Annotated in this window: 17 protein-coding genes and 1 tRNA gene; 10 read left to right on the forward strand and 8 right to left on the reverse strand. The window is 58.6% G+C overall.

Features of this window, described 5'->3' with window-relative positions:
- Nucleotides 1–122: 122 nt before the first annotated feature.
- The 3 genes from Q8N00_14895 to Q8N00_14905 all read right to left on the reverse strand — a co-directional run bounded on the left by Q8N00_14895 (nucleotide 123) and on the right by Q8N00_14905 (nucleotide 7,851).
- The gene (locus Q8N00_14895) at nucleotides 123–779 is read right to left on the reverse strand and encodes a response regulator transcription factor (GenBank protein MDP2384080.1); all 657 of its coding nucleotides are present in this window, start codon (nucleotides 777–779) and stop codon (nucleotides 123–125) included.
- Nucleotides 766–7,326 (reverse strand): PAS domain S-box protein, encoded by a 6,561-nt coding sequence (locus tag Q8N00_14900; protein ID MDP2384081.1) that lies wholly within the window; start codon nucleotides 7,324–7,326, stop codon nucleotides 766–768. The genes Q8N00_14895 and Q8N00_14900 overlap by 14 nt, the downstream gene beginning before the upstream one ends.
- Nucleotides 7,327–7,767: 441 nt before the next feature.
- Nucleotides 7,768–7,851: transfer RNA gene (locus Q8N00_14905), tRNA-Leu, on the reverse strand.
- Between the two features lie 118 nt (nucleotides 7,852–7,969).
- Between Q8N00_14905 and Q8N00_14910 the strand changes: the two genes are divergently transcribed.
- The 7 genes from Q8N00_14910 to Q8N00_14940 all read left to right on the forward strand — a co-directional run bounded on the left by Q8N00_14910 (nucleotide 7,970) and on the right by Q8N00_14940 (nucleotide 13,856).
- A complete protein-coding gene (locus Q8N00_14910; protein ID MDP2384082.1) occupies nucleotides 7,970–8,680 on the forward strand; it encodes an HAD-IB family hydrolase in 711 nt (236 codons plus the stop codon).
- A gap of 82 nt (nucleotides 8,681–8,762) precedes the next feature.
- On the forward strand, nucleotides 8,763–9,398 hold the full coding sequence (gene queE / locus Q8N00_14915) for a 7-carboxy-7-deazaguanine synthase QueE (GenBank protein MDP2384083.1): 636 nt from the start codon (nucleotides 8,763–8,765) through the stop codon (nucleotides 9,396–9,398).
- An 88-nt stretch (nucleotides 9,399–9,486) separates the two neighbouring features.
- Nucleotides 9,487–10,995 carry a leucyl aminopeptidase gene (locus Q8N00_14920; protein ID MDP2384084.1) on the forward strand — a complete coding sequence of 503 codons (1,509 nt, stop codon included), beginning with the start codon at nucleotides 9,487–9,489 and terminating at the stop codon, nucleotides 10,993–10,995.
- A gap of 28 nt (nucleotides 10,996–11,023) precedes the next feature.
- The gene (gene nagZ, locus Q8N00_14925; GenBank protein MDP2384085.1) at nucleotides 11,024–12,124 is read left to right on the forward strand and encodes a beta-N-acetylhexosaminidase; all 1,101 of its coding nucleotides are present in this window, start codon (nucleotides 11,024–11,026) and stop codon (nucleotides 12,122–12,124) included.
- A 168-nt stretch (nucleotides 12,125–12,292) separates the two neighbouring features.
- Complete coding sequence (locus Q8N00_14930) at nucleotides 12,293–12,679, forward strand: hypothetical protein (GenBank protein MDP2384086.1); 387 nt, start codon at nucleotides 12,293–12,295, stop codon at nucleotides 12,677–12,679.
- A 22-nt stretch (nucleotides 12,680–12,701) separates the two neighbouring features.
- Nucleotides 12,702–13,178 carry a phosphate-starvation-inducible PsiE family protein gene (locus Q8N00_14935; protein ID MDP2384087.1) on the forward strand — a complete coding sequence of 159 codons (477 nt, stop codon included), beginning with the start codon at nucleotides 12,702–12,704 and terminating at the stop codon, nucleotides 13,176–13,178.
- 264 nt (nucleotides 13,179–13,442) lie between these two features.
- The gene (locus Q8N00_14940) at nucleotides 13,443–13,856 is read left to right on the forward strand and encodes a hypothetical protein (protein ID MDP2384088.1); all 414 of its coding nucleotides are present in this window, start codon (nucleotides 13,443–13,445) and stop codon (nucleotides 13,854–13,856) included.
- Between the two features lie 6 nt (nucleotides 13,857–13,862).
- Here the strand turns inward: Q8N00_14940 and Q8N00_14945 are convergent, their stop codons facing one another.
- The 4 genes from Q8N00_14945 to Q8N00_14960 all read right to left on the reverse strand — a co-directional run bounded on the left by Q8N00_14945 (nucleotide 13,863) and on the right by Q8N00_14960 (nucleotide 17,210).
- Entirely contained in the window at nucleotides 13,863–15,311 is a 1,449-nt protein-coding gene (locus tag Q8N00_14945) for an amino acid permease (protein ID MDP2384089.1), read from the reverse strand.
- A gap of 127 nt (nucleotides 15,312–15,438) precedes the next feature.
- Nucleotides 15,439–16,179, reverse strand: coding sequence for a gamma-glutamyl-gamma-aminobutyrate hydrolase family protein (locus tag Q8N00_14950; GenBank protein ID MDP2384090.1), 741 nt, complete (start codon nucleotides 16,177–16,179; stop codon nucleotides 15,439–15,441).
- 3 nt (nucleotides 16,180–16,182) lie between these two features.
- On the reverse strand, nucleotides 16,183–16,605 hold the full coding sequence (locus Q8N00_14955; GenBank protein ID MDP2384091.1) for a hypothetical protein: 423 nt from the start codon (nucleotides 16,603–16,605) through the stop codon (nucleotides 16,183–16,185).
- A 140-nt stretch (nucleotides 16,606–16,745) separates the two neighbouring features.
- Nucleotides 16,746–17,210 carry a hypothetical protein gene (locus tag Q8N00_14960; protein ID MDP2384092.1) on the reverse strand — a complete coding sequence of 155 codons (465 nt, stop codon included), beginning with the start codon at nucleotides 17,208–17,210 and terminating at the stop codon, nucleotides 16,746–16,748.
- A gap of 78 nt (nucleotides 17,211–17,288) precedes the next feature.
- Between Q8N00_14960 and Q8N00_14965 the strand changes: the two genes are divergently transcribed.
- From Q8N00_14965 to Q8N00_14975, 3 genes are all read left to right on the forward strand, one after another.
- The gene (locus Q8N00_14965) at nucleotides 17,289–18,488 is read left to right on the forward strand and encodes a M24 family metallopeptidase (protein MDP2384093.1); all 1,200 of its coding nucleotides are present in this window, start codon (nucleotides 17,289–17,291) and stop codon (nucleotides 18,486–18,488) included.
- A gap of 102 nt (nucleotides 18,489–18,590) precedes the next feature.
- On the forward strand, nucleotides 18,591–19,394 hold the full coding sequence (gene tatA / locus Q8N00_14970) for a twin-arginine translocase TatA/TatE family subunit (protein MDP2384094.1): 804 nt from the start codon (nucleotides 18,591–18,593) through the stop codon (nucleotides 19,392–19,394).
- Entirely contained in the window at nucleotides 19,391–20,194 is an 804-nt protein-coding gene (locus Q8N00_14975) for a HEAT repeat domain-containing protein (protein ID MDP2384095.1), read from the forward strand. The genes tatA and Q8N00_14975 overlap by 4 nt, the downstream gene beginning before the upstream one ends.
- On the opposite strand, the gene Q8N00_14980 is transcribed toward Q8N00_14975, so the two are convergent.
- Nucleotides 20,191–20,709, reverse strand: coding sequence for a PilZ domain-containing protein (locus Q8N00_14980; GenBank protein MDP2384096.1), 519 nt, complete (start codon nucleotides 20,707–20,709; stop codon nucleotides 20,191–20,193). The genes Q8N00_14975 and Q8N00_14980 overlap by 4 nt on opposite strands.
- Between the last annotated feature and the right edge of the window lie 18 nt (nucleotides 20,710–20,727).

Below are 20,727 nucleotides of genomic sequence, written 5' to 3' on the forward strand. Positions count from 1 at the left end.
GTCAGGAGAGAACCGCCTGACTTTATCATCTCCCTGATGGGCGGGCAAACAAACAATGTATCTCGACAGGACGCAACGCCTCGACTAGAGCCGTTTAGCTCCGGCCTGCACCACCTTCTTCGTCAAGCCTGGCGCTTGACGAAGAAGGTGGCAGCTTGGGCGCGCCGTGAGATATGGAGTTTTTGGAACATGTTGGCGAGGTAATTCTTCACCGTCTTGTCGCTGAGTTGCATCGTGGTGGCGATTTCCTTGTTGGTCAACCCTTCCGCTACCAATGCCAGCACGCGCTCTTCTTGAGGAGAAAGAGATTGCCCTTGCACCGGGCCATTCTGCTCGGGCCAAGCCTTAATCCAATTCAGTGCCCGTTGGGTCAATGTTGGATTCAGAATCGATTGTCCGCTGAACACGGTGCGAATCGATCGAACCAACAGGCTGGAGTCGATGTCCTTGAGCACGTATCCCTGTGCGCCGGCCAATACCGCCGCCAGCACGGACTCCTCGTCTGCATACGACGTGAGAAAGATAATCCGTGTCGTCGGATAGCTGGCGAGAATCGCACGGCAGGCGTCGACGCCGGATCCATCGGGAAGTCGCACGTCCATCAGGACGATGTCCGGTCTCAGTCGCTTCACCGTCCGGACCGCAGCGGCCTTGGTGCCTGCCTCGCCGACAACGAGAATGCCGTGATTGTTGTGCAGGACGGTTCGCAGGCCGACACGGACCACTTCGTGATCGTCGACCAGGAGTAGTCGAATCGGCTTGGTTCTAGGGGTGGACATAGGATTCTTCTTTCGGCAAGTCCAGGACGACTCGTGTGCCCCTATCGATTTTCGAGGTGACGGTAAACCGTCCCCCGATCTTCTGCGCCCGCGCAGCCATATTAATCAATCCATGTCCGGTCCCCTTGACGGCCTCCGGACTGAAGCCACGGCCATCGTCGCGAATGCTTAACCGGACACCCTGTTTCAGCATCTTGAGCGATACCCTGGCCTCGTGGGCGCGGCCATGCCGGATGCAATTACTCACGGCTTCCTGGATCACGAGGAGCAGGTGCATCGACTGTTCAGTCGAGATGGCCTGGGCGGCACGGTCCTCGACCGCGAGGCGGACGCGCGTGGCTTGGTGCTGTGTCATGGTGTCCAGCATCTGTTGCAACGCCGTCGGCAAGTCTTTCCCCTTGAGCAGGTCTGAGTCAAGGCCTGCAATGAAGTTCCGGATTTCGTGCATGACGTGGTTTAATTGCGCAATGGCCTGGTCGAGTGAGGGACCGGCCGTCTTGCCGCTCTTCGGAGACATCATCGATTTGGTCGCTTCGAGGCCGAGCCCGACGGCGAAAAGCGACTGGAGGATGCCGTCATGCAGGTCTTGGCTGATCCGCTCGCGTTCGTCCAGGGCGGCGCGGAGATCCCGCTCGCGCCGGCGCAGGGTTTCCTCCATCCGCTTCCGCTCCGTAATGTCCGATGAGGCGCCAAGGACCATGTGTACCCGCCCCTCTTCGTCGAGCATGGGTCGTTTGACGGTCTGGAGCCAGCGGATGTTGCCTTTCGCATCCGTGAGTTGTTCTTCAGGCAGAAAGACCTCCCGGAGCGACTCAAACACTTCACGATCTTTCTGGGAGAAGTAGTCCACCTCTGTGCCATTCGGATTGAAGTGCGCATCCGTCTTCCCTATCAGCTTGTCCACCGTCGTCCCGTAGGCGTCGGCGACCGCCTGATTCACCAATGTGAAACGCCCTTCGCGGTCTTTGGCGAAAATAAAGTTCGGGTCGGTATCGATGATCTGCCGGAGAAAGGCATGGGATCGCCTGAGCTCGTCTTCCGATCGTTTGATTTGCGTAATGTCATGTGCGACGCCGATGATGCCGATCATACGACCTGTCGCATCCCGATACGGCGCTTTCGTCGTCAAGTAGGTAATGCGCTTTCCGTCGACGACCGTGCTTTCTTCCATCGTCTGTGCGGTCCCGGAGGTGAGGATCTGTCGATCGGCGGCTTTGCAGCAGGCGACCAGATCGGCTGGCCATATGGCGTCGTCGCCTTTCCCCACGACCTCCTCGGCCGTCATTCCCACGACGCGGGCGCCGGCATGGTTCATGTGAAGATAGCGCCCCTCCAGGTCTTTCACGAATATGATATCGATGGTGGTCTCCATGATGGCGGAGAGGAGCGCGTGGCTTTTCTTCAGGGCATCCTCTGCTGCTTTCTGCTCAGTGACGTCCTGCCCCACGGTGACCATGCAACGCTTTCCATGGAGCTCGATCAACTCGGCAGAGACTCGGCAATGACGCGGCTCTCCGCTCTTGTCGCGAAGTACGACCTCGGCGTTTTTGATGGTGCCGTGCGTCGTGAGCTGTTCGACGAATTGTCCACGAACCTCAGGCGTTAGCCATAGGTGGAGATCGGCACTGCTGTGTCCGCTGAGGTCTTCCCGTCGGTAGCTGAACAGCTCGAGGGCCGCATCGTTGGCGTCGACGAACAAGCCGGATTCCAGCTCTGAAATCACGACGGGATAGGGACTGGACCGGAACGCTTTGGCAAAGCGCTCTTCGCTCAAGCGGAGGGCTTCTTCAGATTGCTTCCGTTCCGTGATATCGCGTGAGATGCCGATGATGCCAACGATCTTCCCATCGGGATCTCGAAACGGCGCCTTGGTTGTCTGGTAGACGGTGTAGCGGCCGCCGAGCAGGCTTCCCTCTTCGACCGTGACAGGGGCTTCGGATTGCAGCACCTGTTGATCGGCAAGGTGGCAGGATGCGGCCAGTTCCGGCGGCCAGAGGGCGTAATCGGTCCACCCGATCACGTCTGCTAGCGGCATGCCCAGAGCTTGCGCGCCGGCCTGATTCATGTGGAGATACTGTCCCTTGCGGTTCTTCACGAAAATGACGTCGGTCGCCGCATCCATGATGGCTGACAACAAGGCATGGTGCTGTCGCAGGGCTGCTTCGGCGCGCATGCGGTCGGTCACGTCCTCATTCAGGATAATCGCCCCGAGAATCTCTCCTGCCTCGCCGCGAATCGGCACGGCGGAATTTCTGACGCTTCTCCTCGTCCCTGCCGCCGTTTCGATCTCGATCATTTCATTCAACGCGGATCCCCCTCTGGCCATGACGGTTCCGATGGCCCAGCGATGCGGCGATTCGGCATCCCTGTTCGTCGTTTCCCACCACAATTTTCCGGAATCCTGATTCGTGAGCCCGATACGGACGGCGTCGGACCAGATCTGCTTCCCGATCGCATTGCCATAGAGAACCTGCCCACGCGCATCAGTAAACCAGACTCCGACGGGCAGAGTATCGAGCACGGTTCGCAACTGCTGTTCGCTTCGCCGAAGGTCCTGGTGGGCTTGTTTCAATTCGGTAATGTCATCGAAGAAGGCCACCCAATGGGTGATGGCTCCGTCGGCATTCCGCATAGGGGCCGACCAGAGTTTGATGTCGATCAACGACCCGTCTTTCCGGAGCCGTCTCAACTCGAGGCCTCTGGCCCCGCCATCCCGGATCGATTCATTCCATATCCGTTCGGACTCGGCCTCTTCACCAGGAGGAACCCAGGGGAACGATCTCCCCAGCACGTCCGCCTCTGTCCAGCCGAACATGGTCTGAGCCCCGGGATTCCAACTCAACAGCGTCCCCTCCGCATCGGTCGTGACGAGCGCCAATGGGGCGACCTCAATGAGGGCCTTGAGATGGTCACTGGTACGGCACAACTGTTCCTCTGCCCGCTTGCGCTCGGTAATGTCACGCACAAACGCATAGTCGAGCTCCTTGCCTTCGTGCACAATAAAGTTGGCAACGACTTCCACCGGATAGATCTCCCCGGACTTGCTGCGATGCCGGGTTTCAAGACGCAGCAACTTTTTCCGTTTGAACTCTTCCCAGAACGTGGTCCAGACGTCCGGTGAAAAATCAGGATCGATGTCCATCACCGATTTGGTCAGTAATTCCTCTTTCGTATAGCCCAAGCGCTGACATGCCGACTCGTTGACGTCCAGAAAATATCCGTCGCTGCCGATGACGAAAATGAATTCAGTGGCATGATCGACCGCATATTGCGTCGTCCTCAGTCGGTCTTCCACCCGCTTGCGTTCGGTGATGTCGGAGTAGAGGCCGAGAATGGCGGGCTTGCCGTTCCAGGTGATACGGGCGGCTTCGACTTGCACCGGGAGCGTGGTCCCGTCCAGCTTTTGGTAGACACGCTCGGCTCGATGGACCGAGGTTCCGCCAGTGAGCAGCCGTCGCACATTCTCCCGAACCTCCTGGTGGTAATCCGGATGGATGAAGTCGAACGTGGGCCGTTTTAGAATTTCAGCGGGATCCGTGGCTCCCATAAGTTGGGCGCCTGTTTGGTTCACATAAACGGTCCGTCCTTCGGAAAAAACGAACACGCCTGATGGGGAGAGCTCAACCAGGGTTCGATAGCGTACCTCGCTCTCCCGCAAGGCCTCTTCCGCCCGCTTGCGTTCGGTAATGTCGCGCACAAAGGCGCAGTGAAGCTCCTGCCCGTCGTAGGAGAGATAGTTGATCTGTACTTCAACGGGGATCAACTGGCCTGCCTTGGACCGATGGAAGGTCTCAAGGGCCATGGTCTTGCACTGTTGGGTTTCTGCCCAGAATACGGGCCACCCGTCGGCCTGGAAATCAGGATTCAAGTCGTGGATCGTCATCGCGCACAACTCGGCTTTCGAATATCCCAGCATCAGACTTGCAGCCTCGTTCACCTCGATAATTCGAGCCTCGCGATTGATCCAGTAGACTGCGTCCACGGCGTGATCGATTGTGAATTGCGCGAGCCGTAGCTTGCTCTCGGCCCGTTTGCGTTCGGTAATGTCGCGCACAAACGCGCTCAAAACGGGCTGATCTCCGACTTGGGTCGAGGCCATGGCAAACTCTACCGGAAACTCATGACCGTCCCGATGGAGGGCGGAGAACTCAAGTCGCCGTTTCGCTCCAAGGCTTTCCTGGTTCTGCACCACCCGCTGAACTCCGGCGAAATGCGCGTCCCGGAATTGAGGGGGGATGATCGTGTCGCTCAACCCGCGCCCGATCGCTTCATGAGCGGAGTAGCCGAACGTAGCCTCTGCCTGTGGATTCCACCCGACGATGCGGCCGTCCATATCGATGGCAATGATGGCATCCAATGCTGTTTCAACAATCGAACGGCTCCGGGCTTCACTGTCGCGCAATGTGTCTTCTGCCTGCTTGCGCGCGGTGATGTCCGATTCAGAACCGGCCATTCGAAGTGCGGTTCCATCGTCCGCCCAAAGCGCTGCGCCTCGATCCAAAATCCACATATAGGACCCGTCTTTTCTCTGGACCCGATATTCTTCACAAAACTCCGACGCCTGTTTGGTCAAATAGGCGTCGAGACTCCGGAGCACGCGCTCGAGATCCTCTGGATGGATACGGCATTGCCATTCGTCGACGTGATTCGTGATCTCGTGATCATCGAACCCACGTAAGGCCTTCCAGCGCGGGGAAAAAAAGACCTCTCCTGTCGAAATGTTCCAATCCCAGATGCCGTCGTTGCTGCCTTGCAAGGCGAGCTGCCACCGTTCTTCGCTCGAACGAAGCGCCTGTTCAATTGTCTTCCGTTCGGTGATATCGAGGACGGTTCCGGCCATACTGAGCGGGTGGCCGGTGGCGTCTCGATGGACTTCGCCGCGCGCATGCACCACATGCACGGCACTGTTCGGACAGACAATGCGGTACTCCATATCGAAGGGGGTCGTTCCCAGGAGCGCATCGTTGATCGTCGCCAAGACCCGGTCGTGGTCGTCAGGGAGTAATGCGGTCAAGAATGTGTCCAAGCTGGGGGTCGTGGAACCTGGCTCATGGCCGAAGATCCGGTACATCTCATCCGACCAGAGGATCTTGTGGTTGTCGATGTCCCATTCCCAACTCCCCAAATGGGCGAGCGCCTGCGCATCGACGAGATGACGCCGCTGTTGCTTCAGGGCTTCTTCCGCCCGCTTCATGTCGGATATGTCTCGCGCCACTCCGGTGATACCGATCGGCAGACCCTGCTGGTTCTTCAGGAGGGCGCCGGTCCAGCGATAGGGAATGAGGCAATGTTCTTTGGTCAGCAGATGGCCGAGGAGTTCTGCGTACCCCTCCGTGAAGGCTTGCTGAATGGCCGCCATGGTAGGGGCCTGTTCTTCCGCTGGGACAAAGTGCAAGGCCGGCTTGTTCATGAGCTCTGCTGAGGTGTATCCGGTGACCGCTTCGAGCCGGCTGTTCCAGTTCACCAAATTTCCCGCACAATCCAACGTAAACAGGATGTCGGGGATGGTCTCCATAATATTCTGGCGGTCGAGCAGAGCCTGCTGGCGCTCTTCTTCGACGCGTTTCCGCTCGGTGATATCGCGAACGAGGCCACAGGTATAGCCTTCCCCCTGATATTCCAGGTAGATGACTGACACCTCGATGGGAAACTCCGTTCCATCTTTGCGCCGATGGACCGATTCATACAGAGCGGTCGTTCCTTGCTTGACCTGATCGAGGCGTTGTTGAAATCGAGAGGGATCGTGATGCGGGACGATATCCGAAATGCTGAGTGCAAGCAGTTCCTCTATCGAGTAACCCAGCGCGCGACGGGCGGCCTCATTCGCGTAGACCAATCGCTGTGATTCGTCGGCCCACAAAACCCCGTCGACTGCATGGTCGACGGAATATTGGGTGAACTGCAGGCGACGGTCGATGTCGCGTTGCGCGACTTCGGCGCGATAGCGATGCAATTCGGCGGTCGTGCGGGAGGCAAAGACCTCCATGAGTGATTTGAGCCGGTCAGAATTGCGGAGCGGCTTGGTATCCATCACGATTAAGAGTCCGACGACTTCTCCGGCCTTATTTTTGAGCGAGACGCCGCAGTGACTTTCGACGCCCAGGGTGGCCAGGTTGGGAAAGTGCGGGAACCGGGCTTGCACGCCCTGTTCGAAACACCAGAACGGAGAATCCAGCCCGGTGCCGCAGGGCGCATGTTCCAGGGCATATTCGATGTTCTCGATCAGCACGCCTCCGACCGACACGGCGAGTGTGCGGAGAATCTTTGTCTCGTCGCCCACGACCTCGCCGACGATGGCATATTGAACTTGCAGGGTGGCGGTCAGGTGAGTCACAAGCGACGCAAAAAACTCATCGCCGGTGTCTGCGGCAGTCCCTTCGATAATGGTGCGGAGCAGATGCGACTGTTCCTGGAGATCCTGCATCGCCTGCTCAAGGTGCCGGCTTTGCGCTTCCATCGCATGGTCTCGTTCGGCGACTTGGCATGTGAGGGCGGCGACCTGTGATCGCAGGGATTCGAGTTCTGACAGATGATCGGCACTGCTCATAGTGCAACTCCTCGCCGCGTGCAATGGTCGGGTAAAATGGCTGAGTGCGGATGTGGACGGCGAGATCGGGGATGCGCCGTCACAGGGTGCGTTGAAGGCCCGTGGTCGTGCTGGTTCGGGAGAGAGTCTGGAGTCTGGGGGTCGGACGGCTCGCTATAGAACAACGGGATACGCCATGACAGCGTATGCGTTGAATGCAGATCTGGTTGCAAGAACCGCATGGCGCCCACCCAGTCTGGTTGGTTCTGCAGGGTCACGTGAGAGGGCGCCAGTGTCCTATGGGGGGGCGTGAAAAGTCTAGACCCATATGGATCTAGCGACGGTTCCAGGACGTGTGGCGAAGATTGCGGACAGAATGTGGGTCAACAAGAAGGAGGAGCGTTTGCGCGGCATGCCTCGCGAACCGGTTCTCATGAGGACAGGAACGGAACAATGTTCTGTTGGTGCCGAAGGCGGGACTTGAACCCGCACGGCTTGCGCCACACGCCCCTCAAACGTGCGTGTCTGCCATTTCACCACTTCGGCATCAGAGGTCGTTTCAACGACGAGGGAGGCGCATTATAGAAGTGGGCCAAAATCCTTGTCAATCCATAGTCGCTCCGGTAGAATCGGGCGGCTCATAGTCACCGGGTCCCCCAACGTTGTGCAGAGTCACCAGATCCTCACCCCCACGCTCGATGATGCCGCTGAACGGCAGAGCGACAAGCCTGTCGCCGCGCTGTTCGACGTCGACAACACGCTGCTGCCTGGAATCGCCAGCGAAGTACGATTCTTTCGGTATTTGTGGCGCCGCGGCCTGGTGGGATGGGGCGAGCTGAGCCGGAGCGCGGCCTGGCTGGTGCAGCATGTACCCCCATTCTCGCTGCACTCGCTCCGGGAACGAAAACTCTATCTGGCAGGGAAGCGCCCTGCCGACATCGAATCCTGTGCGAGGGAGTTCTGTCAGAGCGACATGATCGGCAAGGTATCCCGAGAGGGCCGCGCGAGATTGGACGCGCATCGCCAGGCCGGGCACCAGTTGATTCTTGTGACCGGCGCGCCAAACTTTTTGATTGAGCCTCTTGCAGATTTCTTGGACGTCCCGACGGTCTTTGCGGCGAAACCGGAGCAACGGGATTCCCTCTATACCGGCGCCTTGATTCCCCCGCTGCCCTATGGCCGGGGCAAACGTGAACTGATTCTCGCTCATGCGCAGGATCGGGGCCTCGATTTAGCCGGGTCCTACGCCTATGGCGACAGTCCCGGCGATTACGACCTTCTTGAACTGGTCAGGTACCCCTTGGTGGTCAACCCGATCAGGGGCATGGCTCTCATGGCGAGCCGGCGAGGGTGGCCGGTCGTCAAATGGGAATAAAGACGTGAATCGTTCAATGTTAACCATTTCTGCGACAAGACCGCGTCTCCACGTTTCCGCCATGCGCGTCACGTCTTGAGCTATGCGCATCACCGAAATCTTTCATAGCATTCAAGGTGAATCGAGCTACGCCGGACAACCCTGCGTGTTTGTGCGGTTGACCGGCTGCCCGCTTCGCTGCACCTGGTGCGATACCGACTACTCATTTTACGGAGGACAGGAGTCCCCCCTGGATGCCGTCTTGGAGAAGGTACACAGTTACGGGTGCCGCCTGGTGGAGGTGACCGGAGGAGAGCCGCTCGCTCAGCCTGAAAGTCTCCCCCTCATGACCAAACTCTGTGATGCCGGCTTTACGGTGCTGCTTGAGACCAGCGGCGCCATCGATATTACCCCCGTCGATCCACGGGTCCATGTCATCCTGGACGTGAAATGCCCGGGGAGCGGCATGACGGATCGGATGCATTGGCCGAACCTTTCCAGGCTGACCGCCAAGGATGAGGCGAAGTTTGTCCTGGCCGACCGAGCCGATTACGACTGGGCCCGGGAAGTGCTTGTTGAGCATGACTTGGCCGGTCGTTGTCCGGTGCATTTCAGCCCGGTCTTTGCGTCGCTTGATCTGCGACAGCTGGCTGAGTGGATCCTGGCCGATCGCCTGCCGGTCCGTTTTCAATTGCAGATGCACAAATACATCTGGGCGCCGGACATGCGCGGGGTGTGAAAAATAGCTGTCGGCGTTCAGCCGTCAGCTCTCAATTTTGGCTGAAAGCTGAGCGCTGATAGCTGACTGCTTCAACAAGGAGAGATGAATGAAAATCATGCGGGTCACGGTACAGGTCGGAAAAGTAGAAACCGCTGCCACAGAGGTATTGGTCCTCACGCACTGCGACGGAGAGGGCTTGGGCACACAGGATGCGGCCCTGCTCGATCGAGCCCTCGGGGGTTCGTTGCGCAAGCTGCTGCAATCCAAGGAGTTCGAAGGCAAGGCCAACGAAGTCTTGCTCTACCACACACAGGGCTCAGTACCGGCCAAACGGTTGATACTGGTCGGCTTGGGCAAGAAGAAAGACGTCACGCTGGAGACGATCCGGCAAGCGATGGGCACCGCGGCGAAGCGTGCCCGTCAGGCGAAGGCCGGGTCCTTGACCGTGGTGTTTCCCACGGTAACCCCCGCCGGGATGTCATCGGTGGAAGTGGCGCAAGCGATGGTGGAAGGGGCGATCCTCGGCAGTTATCAGTTCACCGTCTATCGGACCGCGGCGGCAGAACATGCCGTCGAAGGGATGAAGATTCTCATCCCGCAGAAGGGTCAGCTGAAGCAGGTGAGCGAAGGGGTCCGGCGCGGCGTCGCCACGGCAGAAGCCACGGTGTTCGTTCGCGACCTCTGCAATCATCCCTCCAATGTCCTCACGCCGACGAAGGTTGCCGAGGAAGCGAAAGCGATTGCGAAGGCCGAGAAGATTTCGATCAAGATTCTTGAGCAGAAAGAAATGGAGCGCTTGGGGATGGGAGCGCTGCTGGGCGTCGCGCGCGGGAGCCAGGAGCCGCCTAAGTTCATCATCCTGGAATACAACGGGGCCAAGAAGAAAGACGAGCGCCCGGTTGTGCTGGTCGGGAAGACGATTACCTTCGATACGGGAGGGATCTCACTGAAGACCGCCGAAAACATGGAACGCATGAAGGCCGATATGACGGGAGGAGCCGAGGTCCTCGCCTCGATCCGCGCGGCGTCCAGACTCAAACTCCCGCTGCGTCTCATCAGTATCCTGCCTGTGGCGGAAAACATGCCGGGCGGCAGGGCGATGAAGCCAGGCGATGTCGTGACCACGCTCTCAGGAAAAACGGTTGAAGTGCAGAACACGGATGCAGAAGGGCGGCTCATCCTGGCCGACGGCCTGGCCTATGCGATGCGGTACAAGCCGGCGGCCCTGATCGACATTGCAACCCTCACGGGAGCCTGTGTTGTGGCGCTCGGCCAATTTGCGATCGGCATGTTCGGCACTGATCAAGCACTCAAAGAACAGGTCCGGAAGTCAGGGCAGAAGGCGGGCGAGCGGGTCTGGGAGATGCCTCTGTGGGAGGAATACTTCGAACAGCTTAAGAGCGATGTGGCCGACATGCGCAACATCGGCGGACGTGGCGGCGGCATGATCACCGCAGCGCTCTTTCTGAGCAAGTTCGTAGGCGACTGCCCTTGGGTGCACCTCGATATCGCCAGTACGGATTGGAGCGAACGGGAACGCGCCTACGTGCCGAAGGGACCCACCGCGATCGGGACCAGGCTGTTGTTGCAATACCTGATCGATCGGAGCCTGTAGCAGCCTGTCAGCAGGGGAGCACAATCGTATGACGACGCGTGACAAAATCGGACAGCTCTTTATGGTCGGGTTTCTCGGCACGTCAGTGACCCGCGACCTGGCCTCCTTTATCAAGGAATACAAGCCTGGCGGTGTCATTCTGTTCTCGCGAAACCTCGAATCCGTCGAGCAGATGGTCGACTTGACCAACGATCTCCAGGCCTGTAGCCCCCATTCGCCGCTGTTGATCTCCATCGACCAAGAAGGGGGTCGGGTCTCCCGTCTTCCCAAGGGCTTTACAATTTTCCCGCCCTGCGAATTGCTCGGTCGCGCAAACTCGACCGAATTAGCCTATGCGGCTGCGGCAACCATTGCCAAAGAGCTGCGGGCAGTAGGCGTGAACATGAATATGGCGCCAGTGCTCGATGTGAACAGCAATCCGGATAATCCGGTTATCGGCGACCGCGCGTTCGGGGCGACGCCCGATGTGGTCTGCGAGTTGGGACTGGCGACGGCGGCGGGGCTGCAAGACAACAACGTTGTGGCCTGCGGGAAACACTTTCCCGGTCACGGCGATACGAATGTCGATTCCCACAAAGAGCTTCCGGTCGTCGCCGCCTCGCGCGAGCGATTGGAGACGGTCGAGTTTCCCCCGTTCCGCCGGGCCGTGACGCAGGGTATCGCGTCGATGATGACGGCGCATGTGCTCTACCGAACCCTCGACCCTGAGCTGCCCGCCACGCTCTCGCCGACCATCATCAATGGATTATTGCGCCAGGAGCTGCGGTACGATGGAGTGGTTTTGACGGACGACTTAGAGATGCACGCGATCATCGACCACTATGGCATAGAAGACGCGGCGGTTCGTGCGATGTCGGCAGGCTGCGACGTCTTGCTAATTTGCAAAGATCGGGATCGGGAAATCGCCGCCTTCGAGGCCGTGGAGCAGGCGGTCGCATCGGGCACGATTTCGATGGAGAGGCTGAGCCTTTCAGCTTCTCGGATTGCCCGCCTGAAAGGCCGGTTTGTGTTGCCGTATAAACCGGTGACGATCTCCGACGCGAAACTCATAGCCGGGTGCCGGTCTCATCAGATGTTATTGCGCACAATCGATCAGGTTCGCGAGCGGTTATCGAACGTTGCGACGTGATAATGCGAGAATGATGTGACGTTAGCCGGCTGCGCGAATAGGCCGCCCAGCAAGGCCGCAGCCGCGAACATACCGGAGGCGTAGCCTCGGGGCTACGTTGAGGAGGCGTTCGAGGCAAGTACGACGCTGGCGGACTGTTTGAGCAGCCGCCTAGCGATAGGGGGAAATGTGGCACTCAAGAAAGGCGATATCCTGGACGAGTTCAAACGGCATCAACATGCCTGTGGATTGATCGTCAAAGTCATGGGCGGCGGCGAGGGATTTGAAAAGATCGTCTGTTGCGGTCATGATCTGACGGAAGAGGATCTGGTCCCCGATGTTGCGATTGTGCGTGGTCGGGAAAAGGGGGACTTGCCTCCCGCTGTCGTGCTTGATGAAAAGAAGCTGCACCCCGACTCGTGCGGGCTTCGCGTCATGATCATCGATGGTGGAGCCGGTTTTACGGAAATTCGTTGCTGTGGTCATTCCTTGACGTCCAGCTCGATGAAAGAGCTGACATACGGCCAGTTGCGTGGGCCAGCGCCGGGGCAGAATGCGCCTCCTGGCACTGCGTAATTCGAACAGACTGGAGGGCTTCGTGCAGAATCGAAAAGAGCTGATGAAACGGTGGTGCGGGATCATGGAATGGCTCGATCGGCTCGGCTACATGACTGCAGGGTTCAGCCTTCTCATCCTCGGCATGCTCATCTTCACCCATGCCTGGTATACCTTCATCATCAAGGCCAATCAGGCCGGCCTCTTGCCCTCAGGCCTCAAGCTGTTGAACGACCTGCTGCTCGTCATTATTCTGCTGGAGTTGTTCCGCACCGTCATCCGGTTTCTCCAGACCGAAGTCCTGGATCTTGAGCCCTACCTTGCGGTCGGCATCATCGCCTGTACGAGACGCGTCCTGACCGCCAGTGCGGAGCTTTCCCATTTGACCGCGATGACCGACACACAGTTCTATCAGTATCTCATGGACGTAGGTATGAACGTCACGGTCATCATGGTGCTCACCATCGGAGTCTTCCTCGTCCGCAAACGCCCGGCACAACCTACGGTCACGTTGTCGTAGCCTTCCGCTTGTTCTACTCCCCTATTATTTTATTAAGAGTCAGGGATGCGGGCTCCCTAACTGCGCGCGTCCAACAAGTACTTCCCCCCTTTCCCTTTCTCCATATCTCCTCAAGAGGAGGGGCCAAGGTTGCCCTCAACTGCGTGCATCGAACGAGCACAGTTTCATCGTGCGCGTTCTGCGAGCAAGGAGGGCACCTGGCCCCCTCCCTCCTTGCCCTCGATGCACCTCTTATGGCATCATGCCACCCTCTTGGAGACGGGCATGGCACATTTGCTCGAATACGCCGGTTCCCTGCATATCTATCTTGGACCCTATCGCGGGAATCCGATCGCCTTGTATTTGAAGCGGACGGAAACCGGGTGCCAGATCGGCCCAAGGGCCTACCCGTGGAATGACGTCGTTGGGAGTGGTGACACTCCGAATAAAGCAGCGGCGGATTTTGAAGAAAAATGGAAGACGAAGGGTCTCTCGGCGGATATGTACTCCGGTCCTTCATGGGAAGGCGGCATCAAACCGGAACGACCTGCCCCACCCAAGCCGCCCGCCCCTCCTAAGCCAGCGGTAGCCGCTACGCCATCAGCTGCTGCCCAGCCTGTCGCATCCCCAGCCGCTCCGACTGCACCAGCTCCCATGACACCTGCTCCGGCAGCTCAGCCAGCGAACGAGTCGAACTAACCAAATCTATTTAGAATGTACCCGTTGGGAAGCGGCCTTGAGGGAAGGGCTGGCCAGTTTGCTATGCTTCAAACCATATCCCATGTAGACCACAATGCCAATGGCGGTCCAGACGACGAACCTGACCCAGGTCACCCAGGGGAGAAAACTCATAAGGCCGAGACAAGACAGTATGCCTAGGATGGGAACAAGCGGCATGAGCGGCAGACGGAATGGCCGGGACTGGTTGGGTTTCGTGTAGCGCAGAATGACGACTCCAATACAGACGAGAACAAACGCGAAGAGCGTGCCGACATTCGTCATATCCGCCGCGTCACCGATAGGAATCAGCGCCGCAAGCGTAGCCACGGCAATGCCCGTGAGAATGGTGGCGTAGTGCGGCGTGCCATACCGAGGATGCACGGTTGAAAGCCAGGGGCTCAAGAGGTGATCACGCGACATGGCGAAAAAGACCCGAATCTGGCCCAGCATCATCACCACAAGCACACTGGTAATCCCGGCGACGGCTCCAATCGCCACAATCGCCGAGCCCCACTTGAACCCCACCATACTCAACGCTTCAGCCACCGGCGCATGGATGTCGATCTGCGAAGAAGGCACCAAGCCGGTCAGAACAGCGGCCACGGCAATATAGAGGACCGTGCAGATGCTCAGTGAGGCAATGATGGCGATCGGAAGATCCCGCTGAGGGTTTTTCGCTTCCTCAGCCGTCGTTGAGATGGCGTCGAATCCGATATAGGCGAAGAATACAATTGCCGCTGCGGCACCGACGCCGGCAAATCCCTGCGGCATGAAGGGCGTCCAATTGTCTGCGTTCACGGCGGGCGTTCCCACCGCGATGAAAAAGAGGATGACCGCGAGCTTCAAACAGACAACGATGCCTGTGGCGCGAGCGCTTTCCTTAATTCCAATAACGAGGATGATGGTGACGAGTAACACGATAATCGCGGCAGGGAAGTTGGCAACACCACCATCTGGTCCTCCTGGCGGATGTGTCGCCCAATATGGAAGTTCGAGCCCGGCCAAGCTGAGTAGTTTATTGAAATAGCCGGACCACCCGATGGCAACCGCAACACAAGCCACTCCATATTCGAGAATCAAGTTCCAGCCGGTAATCCAAGCCAAAAATTCTCCCAACGTGGCATATGAATAGGTATAGGCAGAGCCGGCCACGGGAATCATGGTGGAAAATTCTGCATAGCAGAGGGCCGCGAGGGCGCAGGTCAGGCCGGAGAGCACGAAGGAAAGAATAATTCCAGGCCCTGCCCCCGGTCGGTAGGCATCGCCGACAATGGCGGTGCCGATCAGAACGAAGATGCCGGTGCCGATGATCGCCCCGATGCCGAGTGCGGTCAGATCCCAGGCCGTCAGCGTTTTTTTTAAACGGTGGTCGGGATGGTCTGCATCTGCGAGGATCTGCTCGATGGATTTCGTTTGGAAAAGACGGCGAATCATCGCCCATCCCCTGCGGGTGGGAGGAGAAGCTGCTGGCCGGTCAAACGATTCTCGTTCCATATTCAGTGAAGTATAGCAGGCGCCGGTGCACCGCTCGCAGTCCGGTCCGAAGCGGACGTCTCTGTGCTCATGATGCGGAGCGGCGGGCGGCGCGCAAAAATGCCTCGAACAGGCGCCGGTGGTGGAGATGCTGCTCGAAAAGAAATTCAGGGTGCCACTGGATGCCGAGAAAAAAACGCTGCGTCGACGATTCGATCGCTTCCACGATACCATCGGGAGCCACTGCGCTGGCGATCAACGACGGTGCGACAGCCTTGACCGATTGATGATGTGAACTGTTCACCCGCATCGAAACCGACCGGACGATACGGCGTAATAGGCTGCCTGACGCCACGGTCACGGTGTGACTGAGATTCGTCGCAGAAGTCCGTTGCCGATGCTGAAGCGGTGTTGCGACCTGAGACGCAATGTCCTGAAACAAACTGCCGCCACAGGCAACATTCATCGTCTGCATGCCTCCGCAGATGCCGAGCAACGGGAGGTCGGCCTTCCTTGCCAGGTACACCATGTCCAGTTCGAAGTTTGCGCGGCGCGCGCTGACAAGGCCGAACGGAAAACGTTGGCGCTCACCGTACAATGTTGGGGGCAAGTCCGGACCGCTTCCGGTGAGGAGGAGTCCGTCAAGCTGCCCGAGAAGGCGCCGTCTCGTGGCTCGATCTGCAAGGAGGGGAAGCACGAGCGGGATGCCTCCCAATTCTTCGATGGCACGAATGTAGCGCGCACGTAAAAAATAGGTGGGCTCACGCCCACCCCATTCTTTCCGATCACCGGCGTTGAAATCTGGTGTGACGCCGATGATCGGTTTCATCGGCTAGCGGATGGGTTCCGAAACAGGGACTGAGGCCGGTTCATCGTTCGAATCAGCGACTCCGAGGAAACGGATGGGTCGATTGCCTTGGAGATGATCCGGAGTCAGGATATAGGTCCCATAGAGACTCGTGGTCCAAATACTTTTGGCCGCTTGTTCATTCCCGCCGGAGAACGCATAGGCGAGGCCTCCGACAACCCCTCCACCGATGGCGAAGGCCAGCTTCAGCGGAAGATACAACAGGGTAGAGACACCAGCAGCGGCCTGCATGCCCGCGGTTGATGCGCTTCCACCTTCTGTGCCTTCTTGACTCCAGGCCGAGGGCACCATGGTAATGGTGCAGAGGACCAGGAGCAGAACGGCTGCCACAAGCTTAAAGCTGGAACCGGCACGGGAACGATTGGATGACACTGAATTGATGTTCACGAAAAATCCTCCTTCTTCGACAGCGCGAGCTGAGCGATAATGGTTGACCCCGGAGCCACTCACCTCTGTTGTAGGGGTAGTGGGGTTATAACAAATTCAGCACTGATTGCAAACCCCCTGCCGCGCTCAGGGAGAGCGCTTCATGGAGCGGTGACATCTCCCTGTACGAGGTCCAGTTCAGTAGCAATGTACGCGGCGATGAAGTTCGTACGCTTGATCGCAGTATCCCGAACCTCAACAATCCATGTGTCATCTGCGAGACATTGGTTGTCTTGCGTGATGCCAGAATGCAGCAGTAAGTCGAGCTTGCACCAGCAGACCGCTTGAATAAACAGTTCGTGCGCGCGCGCCTCCTTCGAGGAACGATCTTCCTCTGGGAGATCGTTCAAGGCCTGCGCCAACCAGTGAGGCAGCGCCATATCAGCCTGGAGCTGATCGATTTGCGCGTCCGTGATCGCGACGGCGACCTGAACTCCACCCTTCCAACTCCGCTTCTTGACATTGAAGACACAGGAGGACGTGAAGGGTCTTCCCTCCACCGGTTGTGGTCCGACAAACAGGGTCACACGAAATTGAGAAGGTTCTGGTCCATGCTCGACGGTCATGCGGCCCATTGTACCATGATCGTCGATCGCCTCGCCGCCACATTGACGGCTTACTGGCCCGACGAATATGATGCTTGAATGATGACCGAGGCCATCCAGCAACGTATCAGCAAAATTCAGCATTCGCTTCGCGATGCCAGAATCGACGGCTGGCTCTTCTATGACTTCCGCTACAGCGATCCCCTCGCCTATCGCATCCTCCAGCTCGACCCGACCCTCCATGTGACGAGGCGCTGGTATTACTGGATTCCCGCGCAGGGAGATCCCGTCAAACTGTTACATCGCATCGAGCCCCATGTACTGGATACCCTGCCGGGACAGACCGACTGTTATGTGTCGTGGGAGCAGCAACGGCAGATCCTCGGGCGCCTGCTGGACGGAAGCCCTCGTATTGCGATGCAGTATTCTCCGCTGAATGCGGTGCCCTACGTGTCGCGCGTGGATGCCGGCACGATCGAATTGATCAGGAGTTACGGTGTCGAGGTAGTCAGTTCGGCGGATTTGATCCAGGTGTTCGAAGCCTGCTGGACGGACCGTCAACTCGAATCGCATCAATATGCCGCTGCGGCCCTCCGGCGCATCGTCGACGAAACGTTCGGTCATGTGCATGAGGCGATCGCGCAAGGGCGGAGTCTCACTGAATACGGAGTCCAGCAGTTCATCTTGTTGCGCATCCAAGATGCCGGGATGGTCACGTCGAGTGCACCGATTGCCGCCGTCAATGCCCACAGCGCAGACCCGCATTACGGCCCGACAGAGGTTGGGTCTGCCGACGTCACGCGCGATGCGCTGCTGTTGATCGACCTCTGGGCCAAGCAAGCGGAAACCGGATCGGTATATGCCGATATCACCTGGACCGGGTATGTCGGCAAGACGGTGCCGGCAAAACAGCGCGACATATTCGACTTGGTCCGGGCGGGACGGGACGCGGCCTTGACCTTCGCCAAGACAGAAATTTCTGCCGGCCATCGTCCGTTCGGCTGGGAAGTTGACGCGGCCTGCCGCCAGGTTATCCAACGAGGCGGCTACGGGGAGCAGTTCGTCCACCGCACAGGCCATTCCATCGGTGAAGAGGTCCATGGCAACGGAGCCAACATTGATGGTTTGGAAACACAAGATACCCGCCGACTCATGCCGAAAACCTGCTTCTCGATCGAGCCGGGCATCTATTTACCAGGCGAGTTTGGGATTAGGAGCGAGCTGGATGTGTACCTCTCCGACCATGAGGCGCTGGTGTTTGGCTTGCCGTTGCAAACCGAAATCATACCGATTTTCTAGCCCGGCCCTTCCTTGACAGTGCCTCCTCCTGGCCTATAGAGTTGCATGAATTCTCAATAGGGGCAGGGCCGTCGGCGATTTTTTGGATAAAGGAACCACGCCATGTTTGGTACCATGGGGATCTCGGAACTGATCATCATCCTCGTCATCGTCCTCATCATTTTCGGGGCAGGCAAACTCCCCCAAATCGGTGAAGGGGTGGGCAAGGCGCTCAAGGGATTCAAGAAAGAAGTCAACGAGATCCCCCCGCAAGCGGATGCGGCATCGCCCGACGTCACGCAACCGGAGCCGATGCAAGTCCAGCCGACCATTCAGGCTGCACCAGTGGTGGCGCAGGGACAGGCTCCGGCCGCGCCGAAACCGACGGCACCCTATACGCCTGGCCCAGAACTCACACCTGGAACGACCGCCGCATTAATGTACAACATGGCGGCCCAGCCACAGGCTCCTCGACCAGCGTCGGCCCCGTCAGCCTCCACCCAATCAGCCGCGCAGGGTCAGCAACCTCCCACGATGGAAGAGCGCGCGGCGGCTCCCTCCCCGATGATGAAGGCACAGTACCCGCCTCTTCCACCTGGTGCGCAGGCAAAACCTGTGGCCAAACGCCCCTCTGCCATCGTCAACAAGGATGCCGTGGCCCGCGTCCAAGCCCAGCAAGCAGCCATGAAAGCCCAAGCCGCACAACCGGCCGGCATCTCTCCGGGGGACATGCAAAGCCTGGGAGAAGGACTGGGCGATGCGTTGCGAACCTTTAAGCAAGCCGTCGCCGATGTCCGTAATTCCGTCGATCCGGAGATGCGAACAATCCAGGCCGAAATGGACTCTGCCCAGAAGGAATTTCAACAATCCATCGAAGCAGCCAAAGAAATGCCGGCCTTGCACGAAGAGCCTCCTAAACAAGCGTGAGCCGGAGTACGGTCTTCATCAACCTGCCCGCTACCAGGGACCCGCTTTCTCGTACGACCTCTGCCACCATCGCTTGTACAGTCGTCCTGACCCTCCTCTGTCTCGCCGGATGTATCGAGGACTCTCCACCGCCATCGAAGGAACGCGCCGTCTCTCTCTTGCTGGAGTTGCTCCACGATGAACGGCCTGAGATGCGGCGGACGGCCGCTGAATCCCTAGGTAAGATCGGTGACCCAGGATCCATCGATTCGATTCTTTCCCTCGTACAGGACCCTGTGGGAGCAGTCCGAGAAGCGTCGGTGACAGCTCTGGGGAGGATAAAACCCCCAGCCACCGATACAATCGTCGCCCTGTTGGCACAGGCACTAGGGGATCCTGTCGAGTCAGTCCGCCAGGCGGCAGTTGTTGCGATCGGCGAGATCGAACCGGCCCCGCGGTTACTGGAACCCATCGTTGGCTTATTGCGATCTCCGGATGCGGCGACCAGGAAAGCGGCCGTGCGCGCATTGCTGCAAATAGACTCGAGCCAATCGGTTTCTTCGTTAATCGCTGCAGGACAGGACTCTGACCCAGAAGTGCGTCAGGGAATTGTGGCGGCGGTGGGCGAATGGGGCGACATGGCTGCCTCTTCGTGGCTCGGAGAGCGTTTGGCCAATGATTCCTCGCCTGGAGTGCGAACAGAAGCGGCCTTTCGTTTGGGCATGCGCAGCGATGTCGATGCGAAGGCCGCGCTTGAGAGGGCAGTAGTCATGGATGCCGACAGTGGGGTGCGAGACTGGGCGAAGCGAGGAGGACTCTAGGTTGTGAGGCGAGTGCGATTCAAGGCCTCGACGAGTTCGACCAGCTCCTTGCGGGCCTTTTCATCGATGTCAGTGAATTGAACGCCCATACCGGGAAACAGCAGATGTCGTTCTGGCTTGTTGCGGGTCCAGGCGACCTTGGCTGTGGCCTGGTATTTTTCCCAGGGACGGTCTGGCAGGGCAAACTCGACGGACAGTTCTGTTCCAGGGGTCAACGGGGTGCTGCTCTCAATAAATAACCCGCCTGCACCGATACCACCAGTAAGACTGTCGAACTGCTTACCTTCCGGTGTCGTGTACCGAACCTTCAACGCGAGTGGAGCTCTCGGGTGCGCACGGGCATGGGCGAATCGCGCGTCGTCGTCACCGGCCAGCACCTGCTCGATCATCTCTCCCCATGGAAGAACGCCAAGCAAGGCTCCTGTCGCACTCAGTAATGAGACCATTTCACGATCGGGGTCCATTTCGAGGATTTTCCCCATATGTCCCCCCGTCGTCGTCACATTGAACTTCATGGTCAGACCTTTGAGTTG

This window comes from Nitrospirota bacterium (genome assembly GCA_030684575.1).
In the GTDB taxonomy this organism is placed as follows: Bacteria; Nitrospirota; Nitrospiria; order Nitrospirales; family Nitrospiraceae; genus Palsa-1315.

What these genes read in the sequence shown, in the direction of transcription:
- Q8N00_14895 (MDP2384080.1), bottom strand. Translation starts at nt 779, where the DNA reads ATGTCCACCCCTAGAACCAAGCCGATTCGACTACTCCTGGTCGACGAT.
- Q8N00_14900 (MDP2384081.1), bottom strand. Translation starts at nt 7,326, where the DNA reads ATGAGCAGTGCCGATCATCTGTCAGAACTCGAATCCCTGCGATCACAG.
- queE (MDP2384083.1), top strand. Translation starts at nt 8,763, where the DNA reads ATGCGCATCACCGAAATCTTTCATAGCATTCAAGGTGAATCGAGCTAC.
- Q8N00_14920 (MDP2384084.1), top strand. Translation starts at nt 9,487, where the DNA reads ATGAAAATCATGCGGGTCACGGTACAGGTCGGAAAAGTAGAAACCGCT.
- nagZ (MDP2384085.1), top strand. Translation starts at nt 11,024, where the DNA reads ATGACGACGCGTGACAAAATCGGACAGCTCTTTATGGTCGGGTTTCTC.
- Q8N00_14940 (MDP2384088.1), top strand. Translation starts at nt 13,443, where the DNA reads ATGGCACATTTGCTCGAATACGCCGGTTCCCTGCATATCTATCTTGGA.
- Q8N00_14945 (MDP2384089.1), bottom strand. Translation starts at nt 15,311, where the DNA reads ATGATTCGCCGTCTTTTCCAAACGAAATCCATCGAGCAGATCCTCGCA.
- Q8N00_14950 (MDP2384090.1), bottom strand. Translation starts at nt 16,179, where the DNA reads ATGAAACCGATCATCGGCGTCACACCAGATTTCAACGCCGGTGATCGG.
- Q8N00_14960 (MDP2384092.1), bottom strand. Translation starts at nt 17,210, where the DNA reads ATGACCGTCGAGCATGGACCAGAACCTTCTCAATTTCGTGTGACCCTG.
- Q8N00_14965 (MDP2384093.1), top strand. Translation starts at nt 17,289, where the DNA reads ATGATGACCGAGGCCATCCAGCAACGTATCAGCAAAATTCAGCATTCG.
- tatA (MDP2384094.1), top strand. Translation starts at nt 18,591, where the DNA reads ATGTTTGGTACCATGGGGATCTCGGAACTGATCATCATCCTCGTCATC.
- Q8N00_14980 (MDP2384096.1), bottom strand. Translation starts at nt 20,709, where the DNA reads ATGAAGTTCAATGTGACGACGACGGGGGGACATATGGGGAAAATCCTC.